This window comes from Polyangium jinanense (assembly GCF_028435365.1).
This window is the reverse complement of the sequence record NZ_JAGTJJ010000002.1, coordinates 1017544-1040212: the sequence shown is the minus strand read 5'-3', so window position 1 is coordinate 1040212 and position 22669 is coordinate 1017544. Positions and strand designations below refer to the sequence as shown.

The following is a 22669-nucleotide window of genomic DNA, read 5'->3' as shown; positions in this document are numbered from 1 at the left end:
CGTCAGGCGGTAGCGCCGAGCCGCGGCAGGGGATCGGGCGCCGGTAGCGCGATCGGCGCGTCGATCCCGATTCCCTGCGCGATCCCGCACATGCTGCGCACCATCAGGCGGCGGACGAATGGCATGGCCGTGGCGATGGGAAACCCGAAATCGCGCAGCCAGCCGAGCGGCGCGAGGTCGCTCTGGAAGAACGGCGTGAGCCAGCGCGTGACGAACTGGTAATAGTCGAGGTGGGAGCGGCGGGCGCGCGAATACGCGTCGAGCGCGATGGGCAAGGATTCGTGCGCTGCGAGCTCCTCCGCGAGGACCATCGCGTCCCAGAGCGCGAGGTTCGCCCCCTGGCCGAGCTGCGGGCTCATCGCGTGCGCCGCGTCGCCGAGGTACACGACGCGGTCGTCGTTCCACGGATACATCGAGACGTCGTGATATCGCGCGAAGAGGACCTCGTCGGCGGAATGGATCTGATCGAGCACCGGCTCCGCGGCCGGCGCGAGCGCGCGTACCTCGCGCTTCCAGGCGTCGAGCCCGGCGGCGCGCCACGCGTCGAGCCCGGCGGCCGGGAGGCTATAAAAAAGGCTGATCTTGTCCGTGGTCGGCCCTTCGCCCGGGCCGAATCCCGTCGGCAACAGGCCCACCATGCGCCCGGTCCCGCGCACGACCTGCCTGAGCTCGCCCCGGAACGTTCCGCCCGGGTCCTCCCCGACGAACCACAACGCGCCCCACGGATAGGGTCGAATACGCTTGCCAATGCAGGTATCGTCGCGGAGTTGCGAGCGCGCGCCGTCGGCGACGACGCAAACCGCGTGCGGCCCGAGGCGCTCGCCCTCGGGCGTGAGGAAATACAATCCGCGGCCTTTGCCGGCATTCTCCAGGTTTTCGACCGTCACCCCGAGGCGTAAGGTCACGTTCGCGGCGCGCACGGCGCGAAAGAGGTGCTCGAAGAGCAAGCCGCGGTGGAGGCCATACCCGACGCGATCGCCGGGGATGTCGCCATAACGAAGATCGAAAAGCTGCCGTCCGCCGGCCGTGCGGCAGATCATGCGGGTGATGGGCGTGCAGCGGGCGAGCACGGCGTCGCGCAGGCCGAGCACGCCGAGGACGGCTTGCCCCGTGGGCTGGAGCATGACGCCGGCGCCGACGGGGCCCGGATCGGGCACGCGTTCGTAGACCGTGACCCGATGCCCCGCCCGCGAGAGAAAAAGGGCCGCGGCGCTCCCCGCGGTGCCGCAGCCGATGATGCCGACGTCGATGGGTTTCATGCCGCGCGCAGCATGAAAGAGGATGCCATGGAGCGGCGCGTGTCAAGCGCGTTCTTTTGCGTCCCGGAGCACGTATGGCAGGATCCGCGCGATGTTTCGCGCATCGTCGATGCCGCGGTGGTGCGTGCCCTGAAACGAGAGGCCGAGCTTGCGGAGCGCCTGGCCGACGCCGATTTCGCGGCCATCGTTGTGCCTTCGCGCGAAGGCCGCCTTGAGGTTCCAGTGGTCCTTGCCGAGCGGGAGGCGAATGCCATGGCGACGCGCGTCGCGCTCGAGCTGATTGCGATCGTAGTTGCCCCACGAGCAGAAAAGGGCGGCGTCGCGGCCGAGGAAATCGCGAAGTTTTCCCATGGCCGCAGGGAAACGCGGCGCGGCGTCGACGTCGGCCTGCGTGATGGTGGTGAGTTTCGTGCAGAACGGCGTGAGGCGCGGGTGGCGAATCGGCCGCACGAACGTCTGCATCTCGCGCACGGTCTTCAAGGTCTCCGCCTCGACGAGCACGGCGCCGATCTCGATGATCTCGGTCTCCTCGCGCGGGATCGATCCGTCCTCGGAGCATGTCGCTTCGAGGTCGATGACGAGGTAATGGCTGGGGGAAGTCATCGGTGTCTCCTGTTCTCTTTTTTGCGCAGTTTGACGGAGACCCCCACCGAAGCGCCCGGACACGATCCCGGACATCGGCTAGCCTGACCGAAGAGGGCCGGCCCAATCCACCCGGGCGCCCCGGGTCCCACCCACCATGAAACGCGACCTCGCTCCCGCTCTGCTCGCCCTCTGGGGCGTGGCCCTTGCGTGCCTCGCCGTGCTCGATGCCGCCGATTACGAGGCGCTCTGGGCCTCCTTCGGGTGGCGTTGATGTTCCTCTCGCTGTGGGATCTGCAGGACCTCTTGGCCGCGAGGCCCTTCGGCCCGATCGCAGTCGCGGCGCTCTCCGTCTCGGTCCTCGCCTCGCTCGCGTTCGTCGTCGCAGCGCTCTTCGCGCGGCGGAGCGGCGTCACGAAGACCACGCGCGTGATCATGGCCCTCACCTTCGGGACGTTCGCACTCGGCGCCTTCGCCACATCGCGCGTCCTCGCCGAGGCGCACGCCTCGACCCTCGGGGTCGAGCCCACGCTGCCCTCGGCAAAAATGGGATGGGCGTGGGGAATCGCGTTCGGGGAGATCCACGCGGCGTGGCGCGTCTTCGGCCTCGCGCTCGTACCGATTGCAGGGTTTTCGGGCGCGGCGTTCGCCCTCCTCGCGCGACGCGCGGGCGCGCTGCGGCCCTTCGCCATCGCGGCGGCCCTTGCCTGCGCGCTCGGCGTCGCAACGGGCGTGGGCGTTTCTTACCACTTCCACACGACGTACCTCCAGCTCGGGCTGTTCTGCGGCACGGTCGAAGATCGGAACAAATGCATTCGCGATCTGCAGCGGGAGGGACGAGACGTCTCGTCGATTGCCCGCGTGGTCATCCTGGCGCTGGCGACGCTGGGCAGCGGGGTCCTCGTTGCCGTTTCGCGGCGCAGCGCCAAGGACACGGTCGCGCGGGACCCCGAAGGGATACTGCCGATCGGCGCCGCGGTCTTCGCATTCGGGCTCGCCGGATGGGCCGGAGCGCGGGGAATGGCCCACGATGCGCGGCATCCGCTGCCGCTTCCGGCGGATCACGATGGATATTGCTCCGAATGGAGCCATTCTGCGGCCACCTCGCTTCCCCCCGCCGGGCACTGCGACGGGAGCGACGACGCGCCCGAGGTGGCGATCGACGCAGAGGGGATCCAGATCGACGGCGGGCGCGTGGCGGAAGTCGCGGAGCTCCTGGTGATCCTGGAGAACAAACGAAAGCTGTTTCGAGAGCTCCAGCAAAGGGATGTCGTGGATCCGATCGTGGTGATCTCGGCCTCCGCGGATACGCCGATGGCGCGCGTACTCCCCATCCTCTCGGTCGTGCAAAAAGATTACCGGGGGCACGTCGCGATCCTCGGCGCCCACCCCGAGCGAAGCGTCTCCACGGTGACGCTCGGCGAGATCGCGCTACGACGTCGCTGCTGCTGGAGCAAGCTGCGGATGGCCCCGAACGGCGCGCCCCTTTCGAGCCACGCGACCTGGGGCGACGTGGCGCGCGCGGCGAGCGAAGGAGCTTTTTTCCGCCTGGAGCCGTGAACCTGATCTATCCTGGTCGGCAAACGATGACGAAGCTCCACAGGCACCTGTTCCTCGTCACGGCCCTCGCCCTCGGCGCCTCGGGTTGCGCCGCGGAAAAACCCACGTTGCGGCTGCATCATGCCGAGCTGCGCTCGGCGTCGCTGCGGGGCATCGGGCTCGACGTGTACATGACCGTGGACAACCCGAACTCGTTCGACATCGAGATCCGCAATGTGCGGGTGACGGTGACGTTCGCGGAGAAGTACGCGCTTCCGACGATCGATTACAGTCCGAACCAGTGGCTCGCCGCCGGCCAATCGACGATCGTGCGCGTGCCAGTGGCGATACCCTTCACGCTGGTGCCCGGCGTGGTCGACGAGGCGCGGAGGACGCCGACGTTGCGGTACACGGTGAAAGGAAGCGCCGATGTGACGGCCGTGCGGGCGCTCGGGGTGGAGAAGGACAATTATCCGATCGACGAGGCGGGGGCGCTCGGACGGGAGGATTTGCTGGCGGCGGCGGGGATTTCGTTCTGAATCACCGCATCCGAAACGCATCCGCCAGCGTGCGCGCGTCGAGCCGGCCCTCGGCCTCGATGTAGGCGAGCTGCTTGCGGAGCGGATCCAGCGACGGATCCGGATTGCCCCGCGTCGCATCGACGAGCGCCGCGACGACCTCGAAACCCGAGGACCGCTGCGCGTAGAGGCCGAGCACGTTGCGCGCGTGGTAATCGATCATCGCTGCCTCCCAGGCCCGGTCGAGGCCCGCCGCGCGCGCCTCCTCGCTCAATGCGGCGAGCGTCTCACCCGCCTCGCGTTGTCCCTCCCAGAGGCGAAATGCGACGCCGCGGAATACGCGATAGGCACGGACGAATCGCAGCACGGCCTCCGAGGCGTTCGGCGGCGTTTCGAGGTCGAAATTCGTGGCCCAGGGCCGAAGGTGGTCGTGCGCGTGGAAAACCTCGTGCATCACGTCGACCTGGTCACGCAGCGGTAACCTCGCCGAGGCCTCGATGGCGCGGGCGCGGGTTTCGGGGAAAAGCACGAGCGCGCCGAGCGCATTCACCCGCCCCCAGTTGTCCCGCGGAGCGCGCAGCGTGAGGTCGAGGACCACGTCGCCGCCGCCTTTCAAGAAGAGGAGGATCCAGCTTCGGCCAGCGTATTCGGTCTCGATGCGCTTGGCGATTCGCGCGCCGTCCTCGCTCGACCAGCGTATCGCGGCGAGCGCCTTTTCGCCCGCCTCCCGGGCCTGTTTGCCCGTGGCGACGGCGGCATTGGCGAGGCGTCGCTCGCCCGCGAGGGTGAAATCGGTGCCGGCGACCTCGCCGAGCGCGGTGAGGCACGCAAGGCTCATGAGCCGATCCGCTTCGTCGGCCTGGGGGCTCTTCGCGAGGTCCTGGGCGACGCGCAGGAGGAACGCCTCGCGTTCGAGGCGCTGGGGCCTCGGCGTGGGATAGGGTTCGAGCGTGACCCCCTGCTCGACCTCGATCGTCGGCGGGCTGAGCGAGGCCATCCGGAGGAAATAAGCGCAATGGCGCGCACCCTCGGCGGCGAAACTCGGATCTTCGAGGACATCGCCCGGTTCGCCCGGTTGTTTCACGGCGCGCACGGCATAAAGCGGGAGCGTGCCGGGGTAGACGTCCGCATTCGGCGGAAACCCGGCGGAGAGGGAGGGGCGCGAGGGGGCGGAATCGGTGGGCTCGGCGGATGCAGGCGGGGCCGCCTCTTTGCCGGTTCCCCCGCCCCCGCTGGCAGCGGCGGCGATCGGAGGCGCGAGGCCATGCACGCGTGCATAGACCTCGACGAGCTCGTCGGGTGCGACGCGGCTGCCGCCTGGGGTCGCGGGCGTACCGGCCATGAGGTCGTGCTCCTCTTTGCCGTGGATCGCAATGGGCGCGAGGTGCGCGACGCCGTCGGACATGGGCTTTCCATAAAAGCGCAACGCGACCTCGGCAGGCTTGCCCGCGTCGAACACGGCCGCGACGACGAGCTGCGCGACTTGCTCGCAGGACCCGCCGCCGTCGAGGAGTGCATCCGCCATACGTCCGCCCGGTTGGCCGTAGTATTTGATGTCCTCGAAGGCCCAGGGCACGGCGAGCGTGACGGGATCACCCTCGCGAAGGGCTTGACGCAATCGCGAGAGGCGATCTTCGTAGCGGATGAGGGCCTCGGCCACGTCGAGCTCCTCGCCGGCCTCCTCGGCGTCGATACGATTCGCTTCGAGAAGGAATCGGCCGAGTGCAAGGCGCCCCTTTTTGCGGTCGCTCCGGGCGGACTCGACGAGCTTGCGACGGGCCTCGCGCGTGCGCTCGTTCCGCGCGAGGGAGTCGGCGACGGAGGCGATGGGCGAGGTCGCAGTCGACGCGGCGATCGTCCGGGGCACCTCGGGCGCGCGCGGGGCGCCGTAGCGGAGGAAAAGGGCGTGCCCGAGGACCGAGAGGATCACGGTGCAAAGGGCGCGGCGGGACATCCAGCGGGTAGAGTAGCCGGACGGGGCGAGAAGTTCCCAGGGATCTGGATCTGGGGGGTGGGGCCGCATGGGACGCGCAGAGCGAAGGCTCAGAACCGTTGGCAAGATCAATGAAGTGACCAAATGCCACGAGCCCACCGCTCGCTTGTCGCTTGGTTGCAGGTCTGTCGATACACGCTCGAACATGGCCTCGACCACCACGAGGCTTACGGCATCCTTGGGGTTCGCCCTCGGGTTGGGCTTTGTCTTCACGCCGCTCGGCTGTGGGAGCAGCCCCATGGGGAACCCGCGGCCCAGCTTTCACGGTTCGCACGATGGCCCGTCGGTCCCTCCGGCAACTGTCGCGCGGCTCGAGGCCTGCGCCGAGCATGGCGCGGCGCGGCTGACGGATACGCACTACGCCATCATGTTCGACGTCGACGTGACGGCGGACGGTCAGGTCGACAAGGTCGAGGTCAGGGAGTCGTTGATCAACGATCGGGAGATCGTGTCCTGCATGGAGGATGCGCTCCACGGCATGTCGTTGCCTGGGGTCGTCACCTCGCTGCGTTCCTCGGGGCCGGTCTACGGCGGCAGCGTCTCCCCAGACGGACGGGCTCCCATGGGCCACCCCGCGGCCGCAGCCGCGGCGGCCGCCGTGAACCTGGTTCCGATCTTGATCGTCGCTGCCGGGGTGACGATCGTCGTGGCGCTCACAGTGCATGTCGCGGAGGAGGTGGTCGAGGCGGTCGAGGCGGCCGGCCGGCGGCGTGCGGTGGAGAGGCGGTGCCAGGCGCTGTTGGACGAGTGTCTCGACAATCCGTGGCAACCGAAGGAGGAGAAGGAGATCTATGGAAACAAGAAAGACTGTCACGGATGTTACATGGAGTGCAAAAATCATAACCGTTGGCCCGAGGAGAGGTGTCCCCGCACGAACTGAGTCCCCTTCAGGAGTGAATCGCCATGCAGCCTCCCAGTGAAAAACCTCCTCCCAGTGGAAGACCTCAACCTTGCTGGTCCTGCGAGAAGCGGGAGGCGACACATTCGTACACGTGCGCAGGGCGCACGGTGCGCGTGTGCGCGACCTGTCTTGACCGGCTGGAGGTACAAGACGCATTCGAATACAAGGGCCTCGCCATCATCAAGCTAATGAGTCGCGACCAATACGACGAAGCGCTGGCGAGCTGGGATGCGTTCGAGGAAGCAAATCGCCATCGCGATCATGATGGATGGCTGGCTCGAAGCGTCGCCAGGGATCGCGCGTTCATCCTCTACGAAGCTGGCAGGTACGAGGAGGCGCTGCAAGCCGCGGAAACCGTCGCGCAGCTCGGATTCGAGAACGTCACGTATCGATGGGCGCACGGCAGCGAAAAAGCGCGGATCCTGCAAGCGCTCGGAAGGCATCGGGAAGCGTTGGCTGCGTTCGAAGACGCATTCAGCCATCAGGATCCGAGGTACGTGGCGGCCGCTCCCTATTTCTTCCCCCATCTGGTCGAGCTTTCGGAGAACGTGGGGCAGCCAGTCGACGAGAAGTGGCGGCGCGTCGCAGAGGCAGGGGCGGAGGATTTTGCCGTCGAGATGCCCGTCCGGGACTCGCTCGGTGAAAGCATGCGCGCGCTCGCGGAGATGACCCAAGAAATGCCGTCGAAGAGGAAAAGGGAGTGGAAAGCAACCCACGGTGGCGGAGCCGGCGGGGACGCGCCGTGAGTCGACCGCCGGGAGGCTCGCGCGAGCTCTGGGGAGGGCTCGTTCGGCCTTCCCGCCGTTCCCGCTCGAGTACCCATTGACGATCGGGTCGAAGAACAGTGCCCCATTCGCGTGAGCGTCCAGCGTGCCACCACCGCTGCGACCCTCCCCCACCCCTGTCGCGACCCTCCTCCAAGAGGGTCACATCCCTCCCGCAGAGGGTCGCGTCCGTCGTCCGGACATGTCCGGTCCCTGGCCGCGCCCTGACGCAACCCTCCTTCCAAGGGTCCCGAGCCTCCCGCAGGTGAGTACGACTCACCTCGGAGACAGGTGGACCCCTCGCCGGCCCCACGTCGACCTCACCCGGCAGATACTCGAAATCGTTCATGAAGATGGCCTTGTCTCCCCGCGTAGGAAGGGCCCACCGGCGCCCGGCAGGGTCCCCCGTCCTCGTCACCGAAGGCGCACCCGTGGTGAAGACAGGAGCACCCCTCTCCGCGACGGCTTCACCCCGCTTCCGACGCTGGCATCACCCTTCCCGCAAGGTTGTCCGTGTATGCGACCAACCTCGACGGTCTTGCCACCGGCCTGCTTGGAAGAACTGCGCATCGCAGTTCTTCCACCCCGAGTCCAGGGCTTGCCCTGGTTCGGGTCGAGGGGCGAACAGCCCCCGCGGGGTCCGGGGCGGCGCCCCGGCGCGGCGGCCCCGAGAGATCAGCCCGATAACACCCGCCAGAACTCCGTGAGCCGCTGCGGCGATACCGTCACAGCCGTCTTCAGCTCCGGCGCGAACAGCGAGACGCGCAGTTCCTCGATGAGCCACCGGAACGTGTCGAGGTCCTCCCCCGGGACACCTCGCCCACGCAGGCCTTCGTGGTGGTCGAGGTAGTTTTTCCAGAACGGCAAAACCTGCTCGGACTTCGATTGGTCCTTCTGCGGGCCATTCGGCATGCGTTCGAGCCGGATCTGCACGGCGCGGAGATAACGCGGCAGGTGCGCGAGGCGCTCGACCCGCTCGCGCAGGAACATGCCCGGCGGGATCAGGTGGTCGAGCTGCATTCGGATCTCCGCGAGGGATGCGCGGGGCGCGCCGGGTTTGCCCAAAAGCGCGCGGAGCGCTTGTTCGGCGCGGGAGAGCTCCGCCGCGATTTCCTGCGCGAGCTTGCCGAGGCGAGAGATGCTCGCCGCGAGCTCGACCTTGCCGGCGTCGAGGCGCGCGAGGAAGTCCTTGCGCGCGCGCGGGAAGCGGCCCGGGTCGTTCAAACCGAACGCGTCGTCGAGCGCCCGGAGCACGATCTGGCGGCGCAAGGGAACACCGCCCGCGCCCGCGCGCTCGGCGAGGGCGCCCGTCGCGACGGCCGCAGAGACCTGGTGCTCCAGCTTGTTCATCGGCATGCTCATCTGGAGCAAAAAAAGCCGCCGCAATCCGCCGCGCGTGGCCTCGTCCGCCGCCTCGCGCGAGGCGAGCACGCGCAGGGCCACCGACATCTCCGTGTCGACGAGCGCGGGATACCCCGCGAGCTTTCGGCCCGCGACCTCGATGCGCACCTCTTCGGGCAAGGTCTCGAAGCTCCACGAGGTGAGGCCCTCGCGTTCGAGGGTCGCCTTCGACGCGCCGGCCCAGGCATCACGCGCGCGTTTCGCGAATCGCTCCTTGAGCGCCGCGAGGTCGCGCCCTTCGCCGACGACGCGGCCCTCCTCGTCGAGGACGCGGAAATAGAATCGCAAGAAGGGCGGGAGCTCGTCCGGGCGGAGCGCATCCATCGGGACGCGGACGCCCGTACGCTCCTGGATCGAGCGGGCGAGGGCTTCGAGCATCGGGCCCTCGAAGGGGCGGTGCCGCCGCGCGAGCTCGGCCGCGAGCTCCTTCACGCCGCCGACCGATTTGCGGACGGCCTTGGGCATCGCGTCGAGCAGCCATTCGATTTTTTCGGCGTGCCAGCCCGGAATGGTCCATTCGAACACGGCCGGATCCGCCTGCGGGAGGAGCGCGAGGGGCAAGGAGATCGTGACGCCGTCGTCGTCCTCGCCCGGATCGAAGCGGTACGTGAGCGGCAATTTGGTGCCGTACAGCGAGAGGGTGTCCGGGAATCGCTCGGGCGTGAGCTCGTCCGCTTCGCCCTGGAGGACGTCCGCGAGCGAGAGCTCGAGCAGGCGCGGGTTCTTCTCCTCAGCCTCCTTGCGCCAGGCCTCGAACGTCTTGCCGCTGTAGATGCCCTCGGGGATGCGCTCCTCGAAGAAGAGGGAGAGGGCGTGGTCGTCGGCGAGCATGTCGCTCTTGCGCGCCTTGTCCCGGAGCCGCTTCACCTCGTCGAAGAGCTTTTTGTTGTGCTCCATGAAGCGCGCCTTGGTCGCGTATTCCTGCCGGACGAGCGCGTGCGTGATGAAGATCTTCCGCGAAGCCGCAGGGTCGAGCGGGCCGTAATGAACCTTTCGGTCTCGTACGATCGGCAGGCCGTAAAGAGAGACCTGCTCGCGGGCCATGACCTGCGCGGGTTTTTCCTCCCAGTGCGGGTCGCTGTGGTGCTTGCGGCAAAGCGAGCCGCCCGCCTCTTCGAGCCAGCCGGGATCGACACGCGCCGCGGTGCGACCGAAGAGCTGCGAGGTCTCGACGAGCTCGGCCGCCATGATCCACGCGGGCGGCTTTTTCGAGAGGCCACTCGACGGGTGGAGCTGGAAGCGGGTTTGTCGGGCCCCGACATACGCCTTCGCCTCCTGGCTCCACATGCCGATCTTGCTGAGCAGGGCCGGGACGATCGCGCGGTGCACGCCGTCGCCGCCGTCGCCCTGCGTGCCCTCGACCCGGAAGCCCATCTCCCGCACGATCTGCGAGATCTGCTGGTGGATGTCGCTCCACTCGCGCATGCGGAGGTGCGAGAGGAAGTTGTCGCGGCACCACTTGCGGAGCTGGTTCTTCGAGAGCCGCGCCTCGGCTTGCTTGTAGGCGTGCCAGAGCTTGATCAGACCGGCGAAGTCGCTCTGTTCGTCGCGGAATTTGCGGTGCGCCTCGTCCGCCTGCTTCTGCGCGGAGAGCGGGCGCTCGCGCGGGTCCTGGATGCCGAGCGCCGAGGCCACGACGAGGACCTCGCGCAGCGCGCCCTCCGCCTCGCCGCCGAGGACCATGCGGCCGAGCCGCGGATCGAGGGGGAGGCGCGCGAGCTTTTTGCCGATGTCCGTGAGCTCGCCTGCGTCGTCGATCGCCCCGAGCTCTTCGAGGACCCGATATCCCTCGTCGACGGCGCGGCGCGGGGGCGGGTCGAGGAAGGGGAAATCACGAATGTCGCCGATCCCCAGCGATTTCATCTGCAAGATGGCGCCCGCGAGGCCGACCCGTAAAACCTCGGGGTCGGTGTAGGCCGGGCGCGTCTCGAAGTCGCGCTCTTCGTAGAGTCGGAAACAGACGCCGCTGCGGATGCGGCCCGCGCGGCCCTTGCGTTGCTCGGCGCTGGCGCGGGAGATCGGCTCGATCTGGAGCGTCGTGACGCCCGAGCGCGCGTGGTAACGATTGACGCGGGCGAGGCCGGCGTCGATGACGTAGACGATGCCCGGAATCGTGAGCGAGGTCTCGGCGACGTTCGTGGCGAGGACGATGCGCCGCTGCGGCAAGGGGGCAAAGACGCGTTGCTGCTCGGATTGCGGGAGGCGGCCGTAGAGCGGAAGGACCACGGTGTGCGGCAGGCCGTGCGAATGCAGCTCGTCCATGGTCTCGTGGATTTCGCGCTCGCCGGGCAAAAAGACGAGGATGTCCTCGCGAGGGTCGAGCTCGGTGATCTCCTCGATGGTATTGCCGATCGTCTCGGCGAGCTCGGTCTCTTCTTTGCGCGGCGGCCGGTGGATGACCTCGACCGGGTGCGTGCGGCCCGAGACCTGAATGACGGGCGCGCCGTCGAAGAAGGCCGAGAATCGCTCGGTTTCGAGCGTCGCGGAGCTGACGACGACGCGCAGGTCCTTTCGCCGAGGCAGGATTCGCTTGAGGTAGCCGAGGAGGAAATCGATGTTGAGCGTGCGCTCGTGCGCCTCGTCGACGATGAGCGTGTCGTAGGCGCGGAGGAGCGGGTCGCCCTGGATCTCGGCGAGGAGGATGCCGTCCGTCATGAATCGGACGTACGTCGACGGGCTCGTCCGGTCGGCGAATCGAATCTTGTAGCCGACCTCCTTGCCGAGGTCGACGCCGAGCTCCTTGGCGACGCGGGCCGCGACGCTCGTCGCAGCGATGCGGCGGGGCTGCGTGACGCCGATGCGCGCATGGAGGCCGCGGCCCATGGCAAGCGCGACCTTCGGGAGCTGCGTGGTCTTGCCAGAGCCGGTCTCGCCCGCGATGATGACGACGGGGTGTTCGTGCATCGCCTGCGCGATGTCGCGCACGCGCGCAGAGATGGGCAGCTCTTCGGGGAACTCGACGGGCGATTGGCTCACGGCGGCCGAGGGATAGCATCCTCCGGAGATCCGCGCTTGCGGCCGTGGGACGGAGAAATCCTGCTCGGACGATCACCTACGTGCGTGATCGTCCCTGCCCTACACCCGCGCTTTGCGCACGAGCGCGCGGAGCTCGGCGCCGAGCCAATCGAGGAATTCGGCGTCCCAGGGCGCGCCGTCCGGATATCGCGCGCCGATCGCCTCGGCGAGCTCGAGGTCCCAACGGCCGAAGAGCGCGGTCAAGCGATCGTGCATCTTGCGGCCTCGCGGCACGCGCGGATCTCCCTCGTTTTCCGCCGCGGAGAAGGCTTCCTCGCAAAGGTAATAGTTGCAGGTGGCGCTCCTTCGATCGGGCGGAAGGACGCAACCAGTCGGGCCGAGGTAGCCACAACGCTCGGGGAAGGGCTCGCTCGGCGGAGCCCGTCGAATGGAGAGGCCACGCGTTTGCGGGAGGAGGCGGCCTTCGTGGATCTCGGCAAGCAAAAAATCACGGCCGCCGAGCGATACGATCCGCCCGATGTCGGCCCAGGCCACGGCCGGCGGGGCCTCGCAGCAGCCGGCCCGCCCGTGCGGGCAGCGCGCGCAGAGCGGCGACAGAAGGAGCGAGTGAACGCCGGCGAGCTCGAGCCGAATCATGCGCCACGACTGGATACCAGGGCAAGCCGACCCCGTCCACGCGGCGTCGAATCGGACAGGATATGTCCGAAGTGGGCGGCGCGCGGAGCTCGCTCGTTTTTTCTTTCTGGTATTCTCGCATCGCCGTGATCGACCCACGCGACGACCGCCGTGCCCTGCGTCGCGCCCTTCCCGGGCATGTGGGGCTCGGGCTCGTCTTTGCGCTTGCTGTCGCGGCGGCGGCGCACGCGTCGAGCGCGCCCGCCGTGCCGCTCGAAGGGATCGCCTGCAACCAGCAAAAACCGCTGCCGTTCCTGGTGCGCGGGAACTACGCGATCCAGGACGGCTTGTCCCCCGAGGAGCGCAAAGCCCGCATCGACATGCAAACGCGGGCGCTCCGGTTCCGGACCGAGCGATATGGAAGGTCCTCGGGCGCGGTGCCGCTCGAATGGAACGAGCACGCGGTCGGCGACTACATCGAGCAAGCGCGCTTCCTCGGCCTGCCCGTGCAGGTGAACCGAAGGATCGTGCCCGCCCTGCGCTGCGTGGAGCAAGCGATCGCGGAGCGCTGCGGCGATACGCCCTACGAGCCGAAGCGCCTGCTCGGCGTGCGCGGCAAGAACACGTTCCACAACGGCGAGGTCTCGAACCACCTCTATGGGATCGCGATCGACATCGATCCCGAGCGCAACCCCTGCTGCCGCTGCGTCGAGCCGTTCCCCGATCACCCGGCATGCCGCAAGCACGGCGCGACCGCCTACGAGCGCGCGGAGCTGCCGCGGTGCTGGATCGAGACGTTCGAGCGATACGGCTTCTACTGGCTCGGGCACGACAAGCTCGAGGACACGATGCACTTCGAGTTCCTCGGCGACCCGGACCGAATCACGTCCACACCGTGATCGAAAGCGCGGGATGGCAGGGGCCCGCGCGCGTGGTACGTTCGTCCGGCCGGTCCGAAGAAAACGTCCCCTCTCCCCTCCCATGTCGAGCCTACGCCTCACCTTCCTCGGCACGTCCGCCGCGGCCCCGACCGCGCACCGGAACCTGTCCGGTCTCTTCGTCAAGCGCGAGGGCCAGAGCTTCCTCTTCGACTGCGGCGAGGGCACGCAGCGGCAGATGATCCGCTTCGGCACGGGCTTCGCGCTCGACGCCGTGTTCTTCACGCATTTCCACGCCGACCATTACCTCGGCATCATCGGCTTTTTGCGCACGCTCGGCATGCTCGGCCGCACCGAGCCGCTCGCGCTCGTCGGCCCACGCACGGCCGCGACGTTCCTGCCCAAGGTGATCCGCCTCGGCGCCGAGGACGCGCCCCTGCCCGTGACGATCGCCGAAGCCGAGCCCGGCGACGTGGTGTTCCGCGGAGACGGATATCGCATCGAGGCGTTCGCGACGGACCACCGCATTGCGTCGATCGGGTACGTGCTCATCGAGGATCCGCGGCCGGGTCGGTTCGATCCGGCGGCGGCGCGCGCGGCCGGCGTGCCCGAGGGTCCGCTCTTCGGCAAACTCCAGCGCGGCGAGGTGGTACGGCTGCCGGGCGGGCGCACGATCGCGCCCCGCGAGGTGATGGGGCCCCCGCGGCACGGCCGGCGGATCGTGATTTCCGGCGATACGCGGCCCTGCGAGGGCACGATGCGGGCAGCGGAGGGCGCGGACGTGCTGGTGCACGAGGCGACGTTCGGCGATCAGGAGCAGGCGCGCGCGCGGGAGACGCGGCACGCGACCGCGCGGGAGGCGGCGATCGTGGCGCGCGACGCGGGCGCCCAGCGGCTCGTGCTCACGCACCTGTCGACGCGATACGATCGAGATCCGGACATTCTGCTCGGCCAGGCGCGCGAGGAGCTCGGAGAGCGGACACCGGTGATGGTGGCCGAGGACGGTGATGGGATCGATCTACCGCTGCGCGATTGACGCGCCCGAAATCGGGGCCGGCCGCGCTTGACGTTGCCGGCGTTCCGGACGAACATGGCGCTTGCTTGGCCGAGTTTGTCCGGGAGATGCCATGACCGCCTTTCGCCACGCTGGGATTTTCCTCGCCCTCACGCTCTTCGCCGCCTGCTCCTTCGTCAACGCGCCCGATCCGGTGAAAGGAGGAGGCGAGGGCGGCGAGGGAGGCGAGGGCGGCGAGGGCGGCGGGGTGCCGTCGCCTTGCGGGAACGGCGTGTATCAGACCGGCGAGGAATGCGACGACGGCAACGACATCGAGACCGACGGTTGTCTCTCGACCTGCAAGACGGCCAAATGCGGCGACGGGTTCGTCTGGGAAGGCGTCGAGGGCTGCGACGACGGCAACATGGTGAACGACGACGGCTGCACGAATGCCTGCAAGCTGTCGACCTGCGGCGACAACACGATCCAGGAAGGCGAGGATTGCGACGACGGCAACCAGGACGACACCGACGTCTGCACGTCGGCTTGCAAGACCGCGACCTGCGGGGATGGATTCGTGCTCGCGGGGATCGAAGCCTGCGATGACGGGAACACGGACGACACGGACGGCTGCCTGCAAGGCTGCAACGTGGCGACGTGTGGCGACGGGTTCGTCCAGGTGGGCGTCGAGGAATGCGACGACATGAACCTGTCGAACACCGACGGGTGCGTCGCGTGCAAGAACGCGATCTGCGGCGACGGGTTCGTCCGGTCCGGCGTGGAGGAGTGCGACGACGGCAACCTCGTCGGCGGCGACGGCTGCGGGCCCGGCTGCACGAAGGACAACCTCCTGCCGCAATGCATGAGCTACGCGACGCTGAGCGAGGCGGACCGCAACGTCAATTTCAACGACGGCGACGGCGGGGTCGAGGTCTGCGACAGCGAGGTGATCGGGGAGGGCTGGTACCGGTTCATGGGCGCCGCGGGCACGCAGATGCCGACGTTCCCGCCGCCCGACTACGCCTGCGGCACCGACGCGCCCGGATGGGTCCAGGGTTCCTACCCGGCCCAGCAGGGCGATGTCGTGAACGCGACGGTGTGTTTCAACTGGTCGGGCAACAATTGCAGCTGGTCGTCCGCGATCCAGATCGCGCATTGCGGCGGGTTTTACGTGTTCTACCTGCCGCTGACGCCGGTCTGCCACCTTCGTTATTGCGGGACGAACTGAAATGAAAAAGGGGCCGGTCTCCCGGCCCCTCGCCTGCACGGCTCTCCGCCCCTGGCTCAATCCTGGGACGTGATTTCCTTCTCGAGCGTGTCGAGCTCGTTCTTGTAGTTCGTGGCGGAGATGTCCTTCTCGGCCTGATCGTCGTAATCAGCCGCGGTCGGGATGTCCTTGTCGTCGAGGACCACCGGGGCCGGGGCCTGGGCGGCGCCCGTCGTCCCGCCGGTCTGGGACTTCGGCTCTTCACAGGCGACGACGAGCGCCGAGAGCGCGCAAAGCGCGAGCACGATCGAGCGATTCATTTCTCACCTGCCTTCTCCGCGGGCTTTCCGTCCACGCCCTTCGCGCCCGTCCCCTTCGCGTCGTAGTTCGACATCCACTTCTCGTGGCGCGCGTTCTCCTTGTCGAGGAGCTTCTGCACGCGCTCGGTCGCCTCGGTGTCCTTCGCCTCCTCGGCGAGGTCCTTCACGCGCTCGAGGCGCGCGAGGCGGCGCGCATGCCGCTCGAGCTCCTGCTTCATGGCCACGGCCATCGGCTGGCCCTTCAGCGCGGCCGAGACCTTCTTCTTGAGCGCGTCGCGCTCCTCCTTGGACTTCGTCTTGCGCGCTTCCTTCTTGGCCTTGCGCTTCTCTTCCCGGGCCTTCTGGTCCGCCTCGGACTCGGCCGGAGCCGCGGCCGCGTCGGCGCCCGCATCCTTGTCCTTGTCGGCCTTGTCCTTGTCGTCGGGCTTGCCCTTGTCCTCGGGCTTGCCCTTGTCCTCGGGCCCTTTGCCCTCAGGCCCCTTGCCCGCCTGCGCCTTCTCCGGGCCCTTGCCCTTGTCCACGACCGGGACCGGCCTCGGGTCCGGCGCCACATCCGCGGACGCCATCCCCGTCACGCCGAGCAACCCGCCCAGCACGAGGGCCACGGCGCCCTTCTTCCACAATCCGTTCATCGTAGATCTCCCTTCGCGCGCCGCCCCCCCAACGGGAAACCATGGCGCTCGTCGATCCGTTCGAAGCGGAGCGGACTTTATCCCGGGCGCGTCGACGAGGGCAAATACAATCGCGTATTCGGGGTGCTACCGCCCACGCGTGCCACGAATCGACAAGGATCCGGGCGCCCCCTCGACCGCATATTGCTCTTCGAGAAGCTGCGCCGTCGCGTCGTCGATACGCACGGGCGGCTCGTTCACGTCGGCACGCGGCCGCTCGAGCGCGCGTGTTCCACGCTCGATCACGGACGCCGATAAACCCGCCCCGGACGGCAAGGCCCCGCCGGTCACGAGCGACAATCGGACACCGGTCATTTGTTTTACCAGGTCGAGCGCCGCATCCGCCGCGCGCAGGAGGCCGTCGGCACATTCTCCAGCGAAAATGGCAGCCACACCACGACCGAGCAATGGAATGACCACCCCGCCCTGCTGTTCGGCGACACGCTGGAAAAGGGCACGTGTCCGGCCCACGTTGCTCGAAAGGGGCAATCGGCCGAAGATGACGCCCACGAGGTGATCGTCGCTCGGGACGAGGGCCGGCGGGAGCGCGATATCCTCCGGCGGCGCCGCGCCTTCGAGGACCACGCGCCGGGCGGCCTCGATCGCGTCGGCCATCTCGCGGGCCGAGGAGAATCGTGCTTCGGGGTCGCGCGCGAGCGCCCGCGCGACGAGGGCGTCGAGCACCGGCGGCGCCTCGGGCCAGGCGTTCGACAAACGCGGCGGCGCCTGGAGGACGATCTTGGCGAGGACGGAGAAGGCATCGTCCCCCGCGAAAGGTCTTTTGCCGGAAAGGAGCTCGAAGAGGAGGACGCCGAGGGAAAAGAGGTCCGAGCGAGGGCCGATCTCGGTGTCGCCCCGGGCCTGCTCGGGGGACATGTAAAACGGCGTGCCGAGCGCGACCCCGTCGACGTTCTCGGAGGCGCTGTCGTGCGCGACGCCGAGGTCGAGAAGTTTGACCACAAAAGGCCCGCCGTCGGGCGGCAGGGCGAGGAAGAGGTTGCCCGGTTTGACGTCGCGATGGACGATGCCCGCCTCGTGCAGCGCCAAGAGCCCGAGCGCCGCCTGGCGCGCGATCGTGAGGGCCTCGGCCGTGCCGCACTGCGCGCCCGAGGTGCGGATGCGGTGCGCGAGGTCCTCGCCTTCGAGCCATTCGAGCACGAGGTAGGGGCGGTCGTCCGCGTCGATGCCGGAGGCAACATAGCCGACGACATGCTCGCTCGTGATCCGCGCCGAGAGCCGCGCCTCGCGCTCGAATCGATCCCGCGTGAGCGGATCGACCGAGAGGTGCTCGTGCAAGCGCTTGATCGCCACGGGCACGCGGCGCTCCTGATCGAAGCCCCGAATGACCTCCGCCGTCGCGCCGATACCGACGCGCTCGGCGAGCGTGAATCGATCCGCGCTCCCCACCACGAAAACCCCCCCGCTCCTCGCCCTCAGTGCCAGGCCGACGCGGTCCGGACCGACTGGCCCGTCCGGTCGTGCTCGGCCAGAAGCTCCGTCGAGCGCGCGCGGCAGCCGCTGCACGAGGGGAACGTCGAGCCGTGCAGGCAACGCAGCATCACCGCCTCGCCCGTCTGCAGTTCTTCGGGCTCGAGGTGACGGCCGCACGCAATGCAATGGATGTGATGCACGTGCGCGGGGGCCGCGGGGCGCGCGGGCGCAAGGGCCTTGCGCTCGCGCTTCGTCAATCGCTTCTCTCGCTTCATCGCTCGTGTTCCCTGGCGGGCCGCTCAAGGCCCTCGCCGGGTCATACGAGGTTCGGCGCACGCGGGCAAGGGCTTGTTTTCGTGCGCAGGATCTCGTGCACTACGGCGCACCTGTGGGCCCGTGGCTGCCCCACTGTTCGTGGAGCGAGCTGAACGTCTGCCGCACGCCGCTCGCGGGCCCGTGCTCGTCTTCCTCCTCGCGCGTCTCCTTCCGCCCGCGTGCGGGCTTGCCTCCGAGCGCCTTGGCTCCGCCTCGGCTGATCGGGACGACGACCGGGCTGCGCCGCGCCCGCGGCTTCCGCCCCGAACGACGTGGCGTGCGGAGGCGCCGCATGCCGGCCAAAAAGCCGAGGTAGACGCCGAGGAACGTCGCGCCGGCCCACGCCGCGAGCGCCCCGAACGCATACCCCGCGGTCTTCATACCCGCATCACCGCGCGCGAAATTCGCCATGGTTTCCATGGATCCGCGCAGCGTCGCCACGTCCTCCATCGGCCCGCGCAGCGCCGCGACGTTGCTCATCGGCTCGTCGAGCCGCGCGACCTTGCCCATCACGGCGTCGAGCGCTGCGACCTCTTTCATCGGCTCACGCAGCAAAGCCACGTCCTCCATGGGCTTTTCGAGCCGCGCGAGGCCCTTTTCCATGGTGCCCATCTGCGCTTCGAGGCGCGCCATGCCGGCGCCGAGCCGGTCCATCACCGGGCCGAGGGCCGCAAGATCCTTCATCGGCGCTTCGAGCCCCGAGAGCCGCTCCATGGGCGTGCCGAGCGCGTCGAGCTCTCCGGCCATTCGCTCCATGTTCGAATTCGACCGCTCGAGAACACCGGCGGTGTCGTTCATGGTTTTCGTGGTTTCCTGGATGGCGCGCGTGTTCGTCTCGATCGTCGATGCCATACCGCAGCCCGCGATCGCGGGCGCGACAAGCAGGGTGACGAGGACGAGGAGCGTCTTCCTTCCCGACGGGCTCATGCATGAAGCATCGAATGGGAGACGCTCCGCGTCAACGCATTCGCGCACTGCGCAAGGACAGAATATGTCCTATGCTCAGAACAGGGTGATTTGGGGCGATTTCGGACGGGAAAGGACGGAGCTCCGGGTTCCTTTTGTGCTCAGCCTTCCAGGCTCGCGAGCAGGAACCAGGTGTGTTTGTCGAACGTCGTGATGATGTTCGTGAGCAGGTCGGACGTGTCGGCGTCGCGGTGCTCGTCGGAGATCGCGCGCGAGGCGTGCAGGCCCTGGATGTAAACGCCGAAGCGCTCGGCGAGGAGGCGGACGTGGTCGAGTCCGCGCGTGGTCTCCTGCGGATACTCGGGCACCCGCGAGGACGCCGCGACGTGGCGCGCCGTGCCGGCCGCGAGCCCTCCGAGCGTGACGGCGCGCTCGGCGATCTCGTCGTTGAAGGCCGCAAGCTCGGTCGCGAACGTCTCGAAGAGCGGATGCAGCGCGGCGAAATGCGGGCCCTTGACGTTCCAGTGCGCGACCTTGATCTGGCTGTGCAAATCGAGGCCGTCGGCGAGGCGCTCGTTCAGGGTCTTGACGATGGCCACGCGGGAGGATTCGGGCAGATGGCTCGAGCTCGCGTACATGAGAAGCTCCTATCGGAATGGGTGACAGTTTGTCCTTCGGGAACCCGGCGCCTCGCCGCGCAGGGGGGCAAGCGCGGCGAGGCGCCGGGTCCGAGGGTTTGGGAGGTTAAACCGCCCCGGCGGTGATCTCCAGCGCGACCGTCGCCGCCTGGATCGTCGCCGCGATTCGCACCGCGTCGTGCACCTGGTCCTCGCCGAGCCCTGCGGCGAGGACGGCCTGCTCGTGCGACTTCACGCACGCCTCACAGCCGTTCATGGCGCTCACGGCGAGGCTCATGAGCTCGAAATCGACCTTCGAGGTCTTCGGCTGGGCGATGCGGTTCATGCGGAGCTTCGGCGAGCGCTGCGAATACGTTTCCTTTCCGATCATGTGCCGGAACCGGTAATACACGTTGTTCATCGCCATCAGGGTCGCCACCGCATAGGCGTCGTCGATGACGGCTTCGGCGTTCTCGAGCTCCGCCCGCGCCTGCTCGAGGAACGCCTCGCGGAGCGGCAAACTACGCGCGTTCGCCGCCGTCGCGATGGCGATCCCGAGCCGCTGCGCCCGGGTGAGCGAGGAATCGCCCTCCAGCACGCTCTGCAGGTTCAGCTTCGTGTCACGCGCAGCGTCGGGCAGCTTCGCGCGGATGGCCTCGAGCGCGCTCATGGCGTCAACCCGCCTCCAGCGTCGGCTGGCCCTTCACCCAGTTGCAGGGGCAAAGCTCGTCGGTCTGGAGCGCGTCGAGGACACGGAGCACCTCGTCGACGCTGCGGCCAACGGAGAGGTCGTTCACGCCGACGTGCCGGATGATGCCCTGCGGGTCGACGATGAACGTCGCGCGGAGCGCCACGCCCTCCTGCGGGTGCAGGACGCCGAGAGCCTGCGAGAGCTCGCGCTTCGTGTCGGCGACCATCGGGAACGGCAGATCGCGCAGATCCTGATGCTGCTTGCGCCAGGCGAGGTGCACGTATTCCGTGTCGGTGCTGAGGCCGAGGACCTCGCAATCGCGATCCTTGAAGTCGCGATAACGCTTGCCGAAACCAGCGATTTCGGTCGGGCAGATGAACGTGAAGTCCATCGGCCAGAAGAACAGCACGAGCCACTTGCCAAGGAAGTTCTCGCTCTTGATGTCGTGGAACTCCTTGCCCTGCTCGAGGCTCACGACGGCCTTGAGGTTGAACGCGGGAATCTTCTGGGAAACCGTCAGCATGTCTTCCTCCTGGGAAATCTCTCTCGACTTCAGAATCCGTTTTGTACTACGTCCAGCTCTGGACCTCGTCTAAACGCTTGGCGCAAAAAAGCGGCCACGCCTCGGACGCGCGAGGGCGTCAGGTGGAGCGGGCCTTCTTGAGCTTGCCGCGCAAGACGACCTGGTATTCGTGCACGTCGAAGCCTTCGAGCGCGTCCACGTTCGACACGGCGAGCGCGCTCCACGGGACGTCGTGAATGGCGCCCGTCTCCTCGTCGATGAAATGATGGTGCGGCGCGAGGTTCGGATCGAACACCACCTTGCCCTCCGCGAGGACGTGGGCCCTGAGCAGGCCCCTGTCCACGAAGAGGTTCAAGGTGTTGTAGACCGTCGCCCGCGACACCATCGGCAGCGCCCGCTTGACCTTCGCAAAGACCTGGTCGGCCGACGGATGCTCGTCGGTACGCAGGACGTACTGCGCGATGGCCAAGCGCTGCGCCGAGGGCAGAACACCGTGCCGTTCGAGGAGCTCCGCCTCGGAAAGCACGCTGCTCGCCGTCGTCGGCTTGGTCGGCTTCGTCGGCCTCACGGGGGTTAGACTGAGTCTAAACTGAGACCCTGTCAAGAACGGCGAACGAATTTCTCGCCAGGACTCGGTCCGGGGCGGCCGCATGAGAAGGGATCACGCGCGCAGGCAGCCCGAGCGCGGCCGGAGGGCGGCGAGCGTGGACGAGCGCCCGCCCGCCCGTCCGGACGAACCCTTTCGGCACGGCGCATGCGAGCACGAACCGGCGTGCCAGGCCGATCTCACACGCCGCTGCGCCCTTTCGCGCAGCGCCCAGGCTCGGCCAACCAAAGGCGAGGGTAGTAACCATGGACAATCTCGGCAATACGACGGGCACCCGGCCGCCCGAGTTCGACCGGCAGGAGCGCGAGCGTTCGATGCAGGTCGTGACGGCCGGCTCGCTCGTGGAGGCCCTCGGCGGCGTCGCCGCCGTCGTGCTCTCGGTCCTCGGTCTGGCGGGGATCGCCCGGCAAACGATGATCGCCATCGCCATCATCTCGATCGGCGCCGCGCTCCTGTTCGCAGGCGGCGCGCTGGCCTCGCGGTACACGCAGTTCGCCTCGCGCGTGAGCGGGCAACGCGTGGACGAGGTGGAGTTCGGCGGAGGCGTGGGCGTGGAGTTCCTCGTGGGCGCCGCAGGCGTCGTGATGGGCGTTCTCATCCTGCTCGGCATCGCGCCGCTGACGCTGTCAGCCGTGTCCGTCGTGGCCTTCGGCGGCGGGCTCTTGCTCTCGACCGGCGCGACGAGCGCCGTGAACCAGCTCGGCGAGGCATTCCCCTACGACCGGCGCGTGCGCATGGCGCGTGACGCGGTGCAAGGCGCGGCCGGCGTGCAAGCGCTCGTGGGCATCGGCGCCGCGATCCTCGGCATTCTCGCGCTACTCGGCATCCAGCCGTACACGCTGCTGCTCGTGGCGCTGCTCGGGCTCGGCGGCGGCATCCTGATCGCGGCGTCGGCCGTGAGCGGGCGCATGCTGGTCGGGATGCGCGGGTTCCGCTGATCGGGACGCGTTCGTCTGTCGAG

The 22669-nt window shown here is 68.2% G+C and carries 22 protein-coding genes; 8 read left to right on the top strand and 14 right to left on the bottom strand.

The genetic code is table 11. The features are described 5' to 3' along the window. Positions 1-2: 2 nt before the first annotated feature. A complete protein-coding gene (locus KEG57_RS09195) occupies positions 3-1259 on the bottom strand; it encodes an FAD-dependent oxidoreductase (protein ID WP_272417702.1) in 1257 nt (418 codons plus the stop codon). A 42-nt stretch (positions 1260-1301) separates the two neighbouring features. Further along, the gene (locus KEG57_RS09190) at positions 1302-1862 is read right to left on the bottom strand and encodes a 3'-5' exonuclease (protein WP_272417701.1); all 561 of its coding nucleotides are present in this window, start codon (positions 1860-1862) and stop codon (positions 1302-1304) included. A gap of 252 nt (positions 1863-2114) precedes the next feature. On the opposite strand from KEG57_RS09190, the gene KEG57_RS09185 reads away from it, so the two are divergent. Both KEG57_RS09185 and KEG57_RS09180 read left to right on the top strand, forming a co-directional pair. Continuing rightward, entirely contained in the window at positions 2115-3401 is a 1287-nt protein-coding gene (locus KEG57_RS09185) for an ExbD/TolR family protein (protein WP_272417700.1), read from the top strand. 26 nt (positions 3402-3427) lie between these two features. After that, positions 3428-3919 (top strand): LEA/WHy family protein, encoded by a 492-nt coding sequence (locus tag KEG57_RS09180; RefSeq protein ID WP_272417699.1) that lies wholly within the window; start codon positions 3428-3430, stop codon positions 3917-3919. 1 nt (position 3920) lies between these two features. Here the strand turns inward: KEG57_RS09180 and KEG57_RS09175 are convergent, their stop codons facing one another. Next, positions 3921-5852 (bottom strand): hypothetical protein, encoded by a 1932-nt coding sequence (locus KEG57_RS09175; protein WP_272417698.1) that lies wholly within the window; start codon positions 5850-5852, stop codon positions 3921-3923. A 184-nt stretch (positions 5853-6036) separates the two neighbouring features. Here KEG57_RS09175 and KEG57_RS09170 point away from each other — a divergent pair, with 184 nt between their 5' ends. Continuing rightward, complete coding sequence (locus KEG57_RS09170) at positions 6037-6771, top strand: hypothetical protein (RefSeq protein WP_272417697.1); 735 nt, start codon at positions 6037-6039, stop codon at positions 6769-6771. A gap of 128 nt (positions 6772-6899) precedes the next feature. Further along, entirely contained in the window at positions 6900-7538 is a 639-nt protein-coding gene (locus KEG57_RS09165) for a hypothetical protein (protein WP_272417696.1), read from the top strand. Positions 7539-8231: 693 nt separating this feature from the next. Here KEG57_RS09165 and hrpA read toward each other — a convergent pair. Continuing rightward, entirely contained in the window at positions 8232-11933 is a 3702-nt protein-coding gene (hrpA, locus tag KEG57_RS09160) for an ATP-dependent RNA helicase HrpA (protein ID WP_272417695.1), read from the bottom strand. A 99-nt stretch (positions 11934-12032) separates the two neighbouring features. After that, complete coding sequence (locus tag KEG57_RS09155) at positions 12033-12569, bottom strand: hypothetical protein (RefSeq protein ID WP_272417694.1); 537 nt, start codon at positions 12567-12569, stop codon at positions 12033-12035. A gap of 62 nt (positions 12570-12631) precedes the next feature. On the opposite strand from KEG57_RS09155, the gene KEG57_RS09150 reads away from it, so the two are divergent. The 3 genes from KEG57_RS09150 (at position 12632) to KEG57_RS09140 (ending at position 15648) form a co-directional block, all read left to right on the top strand. After that, the gene (locus tag KEG57_RS09150; RefSeq protein WP_272417693.1) at positions 12632-13447 is read left to right on the top strand and encodes a M15 family metallopeptidase; all 816 of its coding nucleotides are present in this window, start codon (positions 12632-12634) and stop codon (positions 13445-13447) included. Between the two features lie 82 nt (positions 13448-13529). After that, a complete protein-coding gene (gene rnz / locus KEG57_RS09145; RefSeq protein ID WP_272417692.1) occupies positions 13530-14462 on the top strand; it encodes a ribonuclease Z in 933 nt (310 codons plus the stop codon). 91 nt (positions 14463-14553) lie between these two features. Continuing rightward, a complete protein-coding gene (locus tag KEG57_RS09140; RefSeq protein WP_272417691.1) occupies positions 14554-15648 on the top strand; it encodes a DUF4215 domain-containing protein in 1095 nt (364 codons plus the stop codon). Positions 15649-15704: 56 nt separating this feature from the next. Here the strand turns inward: KEG57_RS09140 and KEG57_RS09135 are convergent, their stop codons facing one another. The 9 genes from KEG57_RS09135 to KEG57_RS09095 form a co-directional block, all read right to left on the bottom strand. Further along, positions 15705-15947, bottom strand: a complete 243-nt coding sequence (locus KEG57_RS09135; RefSeq protein ID WP_272417690.1) for a hypothetical protein — start codon at positions 15945-15947, stop codon at positions 15705-15707. Then, on the bottom strand, positions 15944-16579 hold the full coding sequence (locus KEG57_RS09130; protein WP_272417689.1) for a hypothetical protein: 636 nt from the start codon (positions 16577-16579) through the stop codon (positions 15944-15946). Before KEG57_RS09130 ends, KEG57_RS09135 begins: the two co-directional genes overlap by 4 nt. A gap of 126 nt (positions 16580-16705) precedes the next feature. Next, the gene (locus KEG57_RS09125) at positions 16706-18028 is read right to left on the bottom strand and encodes a serine/threonine-protein kinase (protein WP_272417688.1); all 1323 of its coding nucleotides are present in this window, start codon (positions 18026-18028) and stop codon (positions 16706-16708) included. 23 nt (positions 18029-18051) lie between these two features. After that, on the bottom strand, positions 18052-18324 hold the full coding sequence (locus KEG57_RS09120; protein ID WP_272417687.1) for a hypothetical protein: 273 nt from the start codon (positions 18322-18324) through the stop codon (positions 18052-18054). Between the two features lie 100 nt (positions 18325-18424). Further along, entirely contained in the window at positions 18425-19291 is an 867-nt protein-coding gene (locus KEG57_RS09115; RefSeq protein WP_272417686.1) for a hypothetical protein, read from the bottom strand. Positions 19292-19431: 140 nt separating this feature from the next. Further along, the gene (gene dps / locus KEG57_RS09110) at positions 19432-19908 is read right to left on the bottom strand and encodes a DNA starvation/stationary phase protection protein Dps (RefSeq protein ID WP_272417684.1); all 477 of its coding nucleotides are present in this window, start codon (positions 19906-19908) and stop codon (positions 19432-19434) included. A 106-nt stretch (positions 19909-20014) separates the two neighbouring features. Then, positions 20015-20557, bottom strand: coding sequence for a carboxymuconolactone decarboxylase family protein (locus KEG57_RS09105; protein WP_272417682.1), 543 nt, complete (start codon positions 20555-20557; stop codon positions 20015-20017). Between the two features lie 4 nt (positions 20558-20561). After that, positions 20562-21101 (bottom strand): peroxiredoxin, encoded by a 540-nt coding sequence (locus tag KEG57_RS09100; protein ID WP_272417681.1) that lies wholly within the window; start codon positions 21099-21101, stop codon positions 20562-20564. A gap of 118 nt (positions 21102-21219) precedes the next feature. Beyond that, positions 21220-21669: a Fur family transcriptional regulator gene (locus KEG57_RS09095; RefSeq protein ID WP_272417680.1), complete on the bottom strand. Its 450-nt coding sequence runs from the start codon at positions 21667-21669 to the stop codon at positions 21220-21222. Positions 21670-21953: 284 nt separating this feature from the next. On the opposite strand from KEG57_RS09095, the gene KEG57_RS09090 reads away from it, so the two are divergent. Further along, complete coding sequence (locus tag KEG57_RS09090) at positions 21954-22646, top strand: hypothetical protein (RefSeq protein ID WP_272417679.1); 693 nt, start codon at positions 21954-21956, stop codon at positions 22644-22646. Positions 22647-22669: the final 23 nt, after the last annotated feature.

Coding starts and splice junctions, on each gene's coding strand:
- KEG57_RS09105 (WP_272417682.1), bottom strand. CDS start 20,557: ATGAGCGCGCTCGAGGCCATCCGCGCGAAGCTGCCCGACGCTGCGCGT.
- KEG57_RS09195 (WP_272417702.1), bottom strand. CDS start 1,259: ATGAAACCCATCGACGTCGGCATCATCGGCTGCGGCACCGCGGGGAGC.
- KEG57_RS09120 (WP_272417687.1), bottom strand. CDS start 18,324: ATGAAGCGAGAGAAGCGATTGACGAAGCGCGAGCGCAAGGCCCTTGCG.
- KEG57_RS09150 (WP_272417693.1), top strand. CDS start 12,632: ATGTCCGAAGTGGGCGGCGCGCGGAGCTCGCTCGTTTTTTCTTTCTGG.
- KEG57_RS09090 (WP_272417679.1), top strand. CDS start 21,954: ATGGACAATCTCGGCAATACGACGGGCACCCGGCCGCCCGAGTTCGAC.
- KEG57_RS09130 (WP_272417689.1), bottom strand. CDS start 16,579: ATGAACGGATTGTGGAAGAAGGGCGCCGTGGCCCTCGTGCTGGGCGGG.
- KEG57_RS09170 (WP_272417697.1), top strand. CDS start 6,037: ATGGCCTCGACCACCACGAGGCTTACGGCATCCTTGGGGTTCGCCCTC.
- KEG57_RS09185 (WP_272417700.1), top strand. CDS start 2,115: ATGTTCCTCTCGCTGTGGGATCTGCAGGACCTCTTGGCCGCGAGGCCC.
- KEG57_RS09180 (WP_272417699.1), top strand. CDS start 3,428: ATGACGAAGCTCCACAGGCACCTGTTCCTCGTCACGGCCCTCGCCCTC.
- KEG57_RS09190 (WP_272417701.1), bottom strand. CDS start 1,862: ATGACTTCCCCCAGCCATTACCTCGTCATCGACCTCGAAGCGACATGC.
- KEG57_RS09115 (WP_272417686.1), bottom strand. CDS start 19,291: ATGAGCCCGTCGGGAAGGAAGACGCTCCTCGTCCTCGTCACCCTGCTT.
- KEG57_RS09135 (WP_272417690.1), bottom strand. CDS start 15,947: ATGAATCGCTCGATCGTGCTCGCGCTTTGCGCGCTCTCGGCGCTCGTC.
- dps (WP_272417684.1), bottom strand. CDS start 19,908: ATGTACGCGAGCTCGAGCCATCTGCCCGAATCCTCCCGCGTGGCCATC.
- rnz (WP_272417692.1), top strand. CDS start 13,530: ATGTCGAGCCTACGCCTCACCTTCCTCGGCACGTCCGCCGCGGCCCCG.
- KEG57_RS09140 (WP_272417691.1), top strand. CDS start 14,554: ATGACCGCCTTTCGCCACGCTGGGATTTTCCTCGCCCTCACGCTCTTC.
- KEG57_RS09175 (WP_272417698.1), bottom strand. CDS start 5,852: ATGTCCCGCCGCGCCCTTTGCACCGTGATCCTCTCGGTCCTCGGGCAC.
- KEG57_RS09100 (WP_272417681.1), bottom strand. CDS start 21,101: ATGCTGACGGTTTCCCAGAAGATTCCCGCGTTCAACCTCAAGGCCGTC.
- KEG57_RS09155 (WP_272417694.1), bottom strand. CDS start 12,569: ATGATTCGGCTCGAGCTCGCCGGCGTTCACTCGCTCCTTCTGTCGCCG.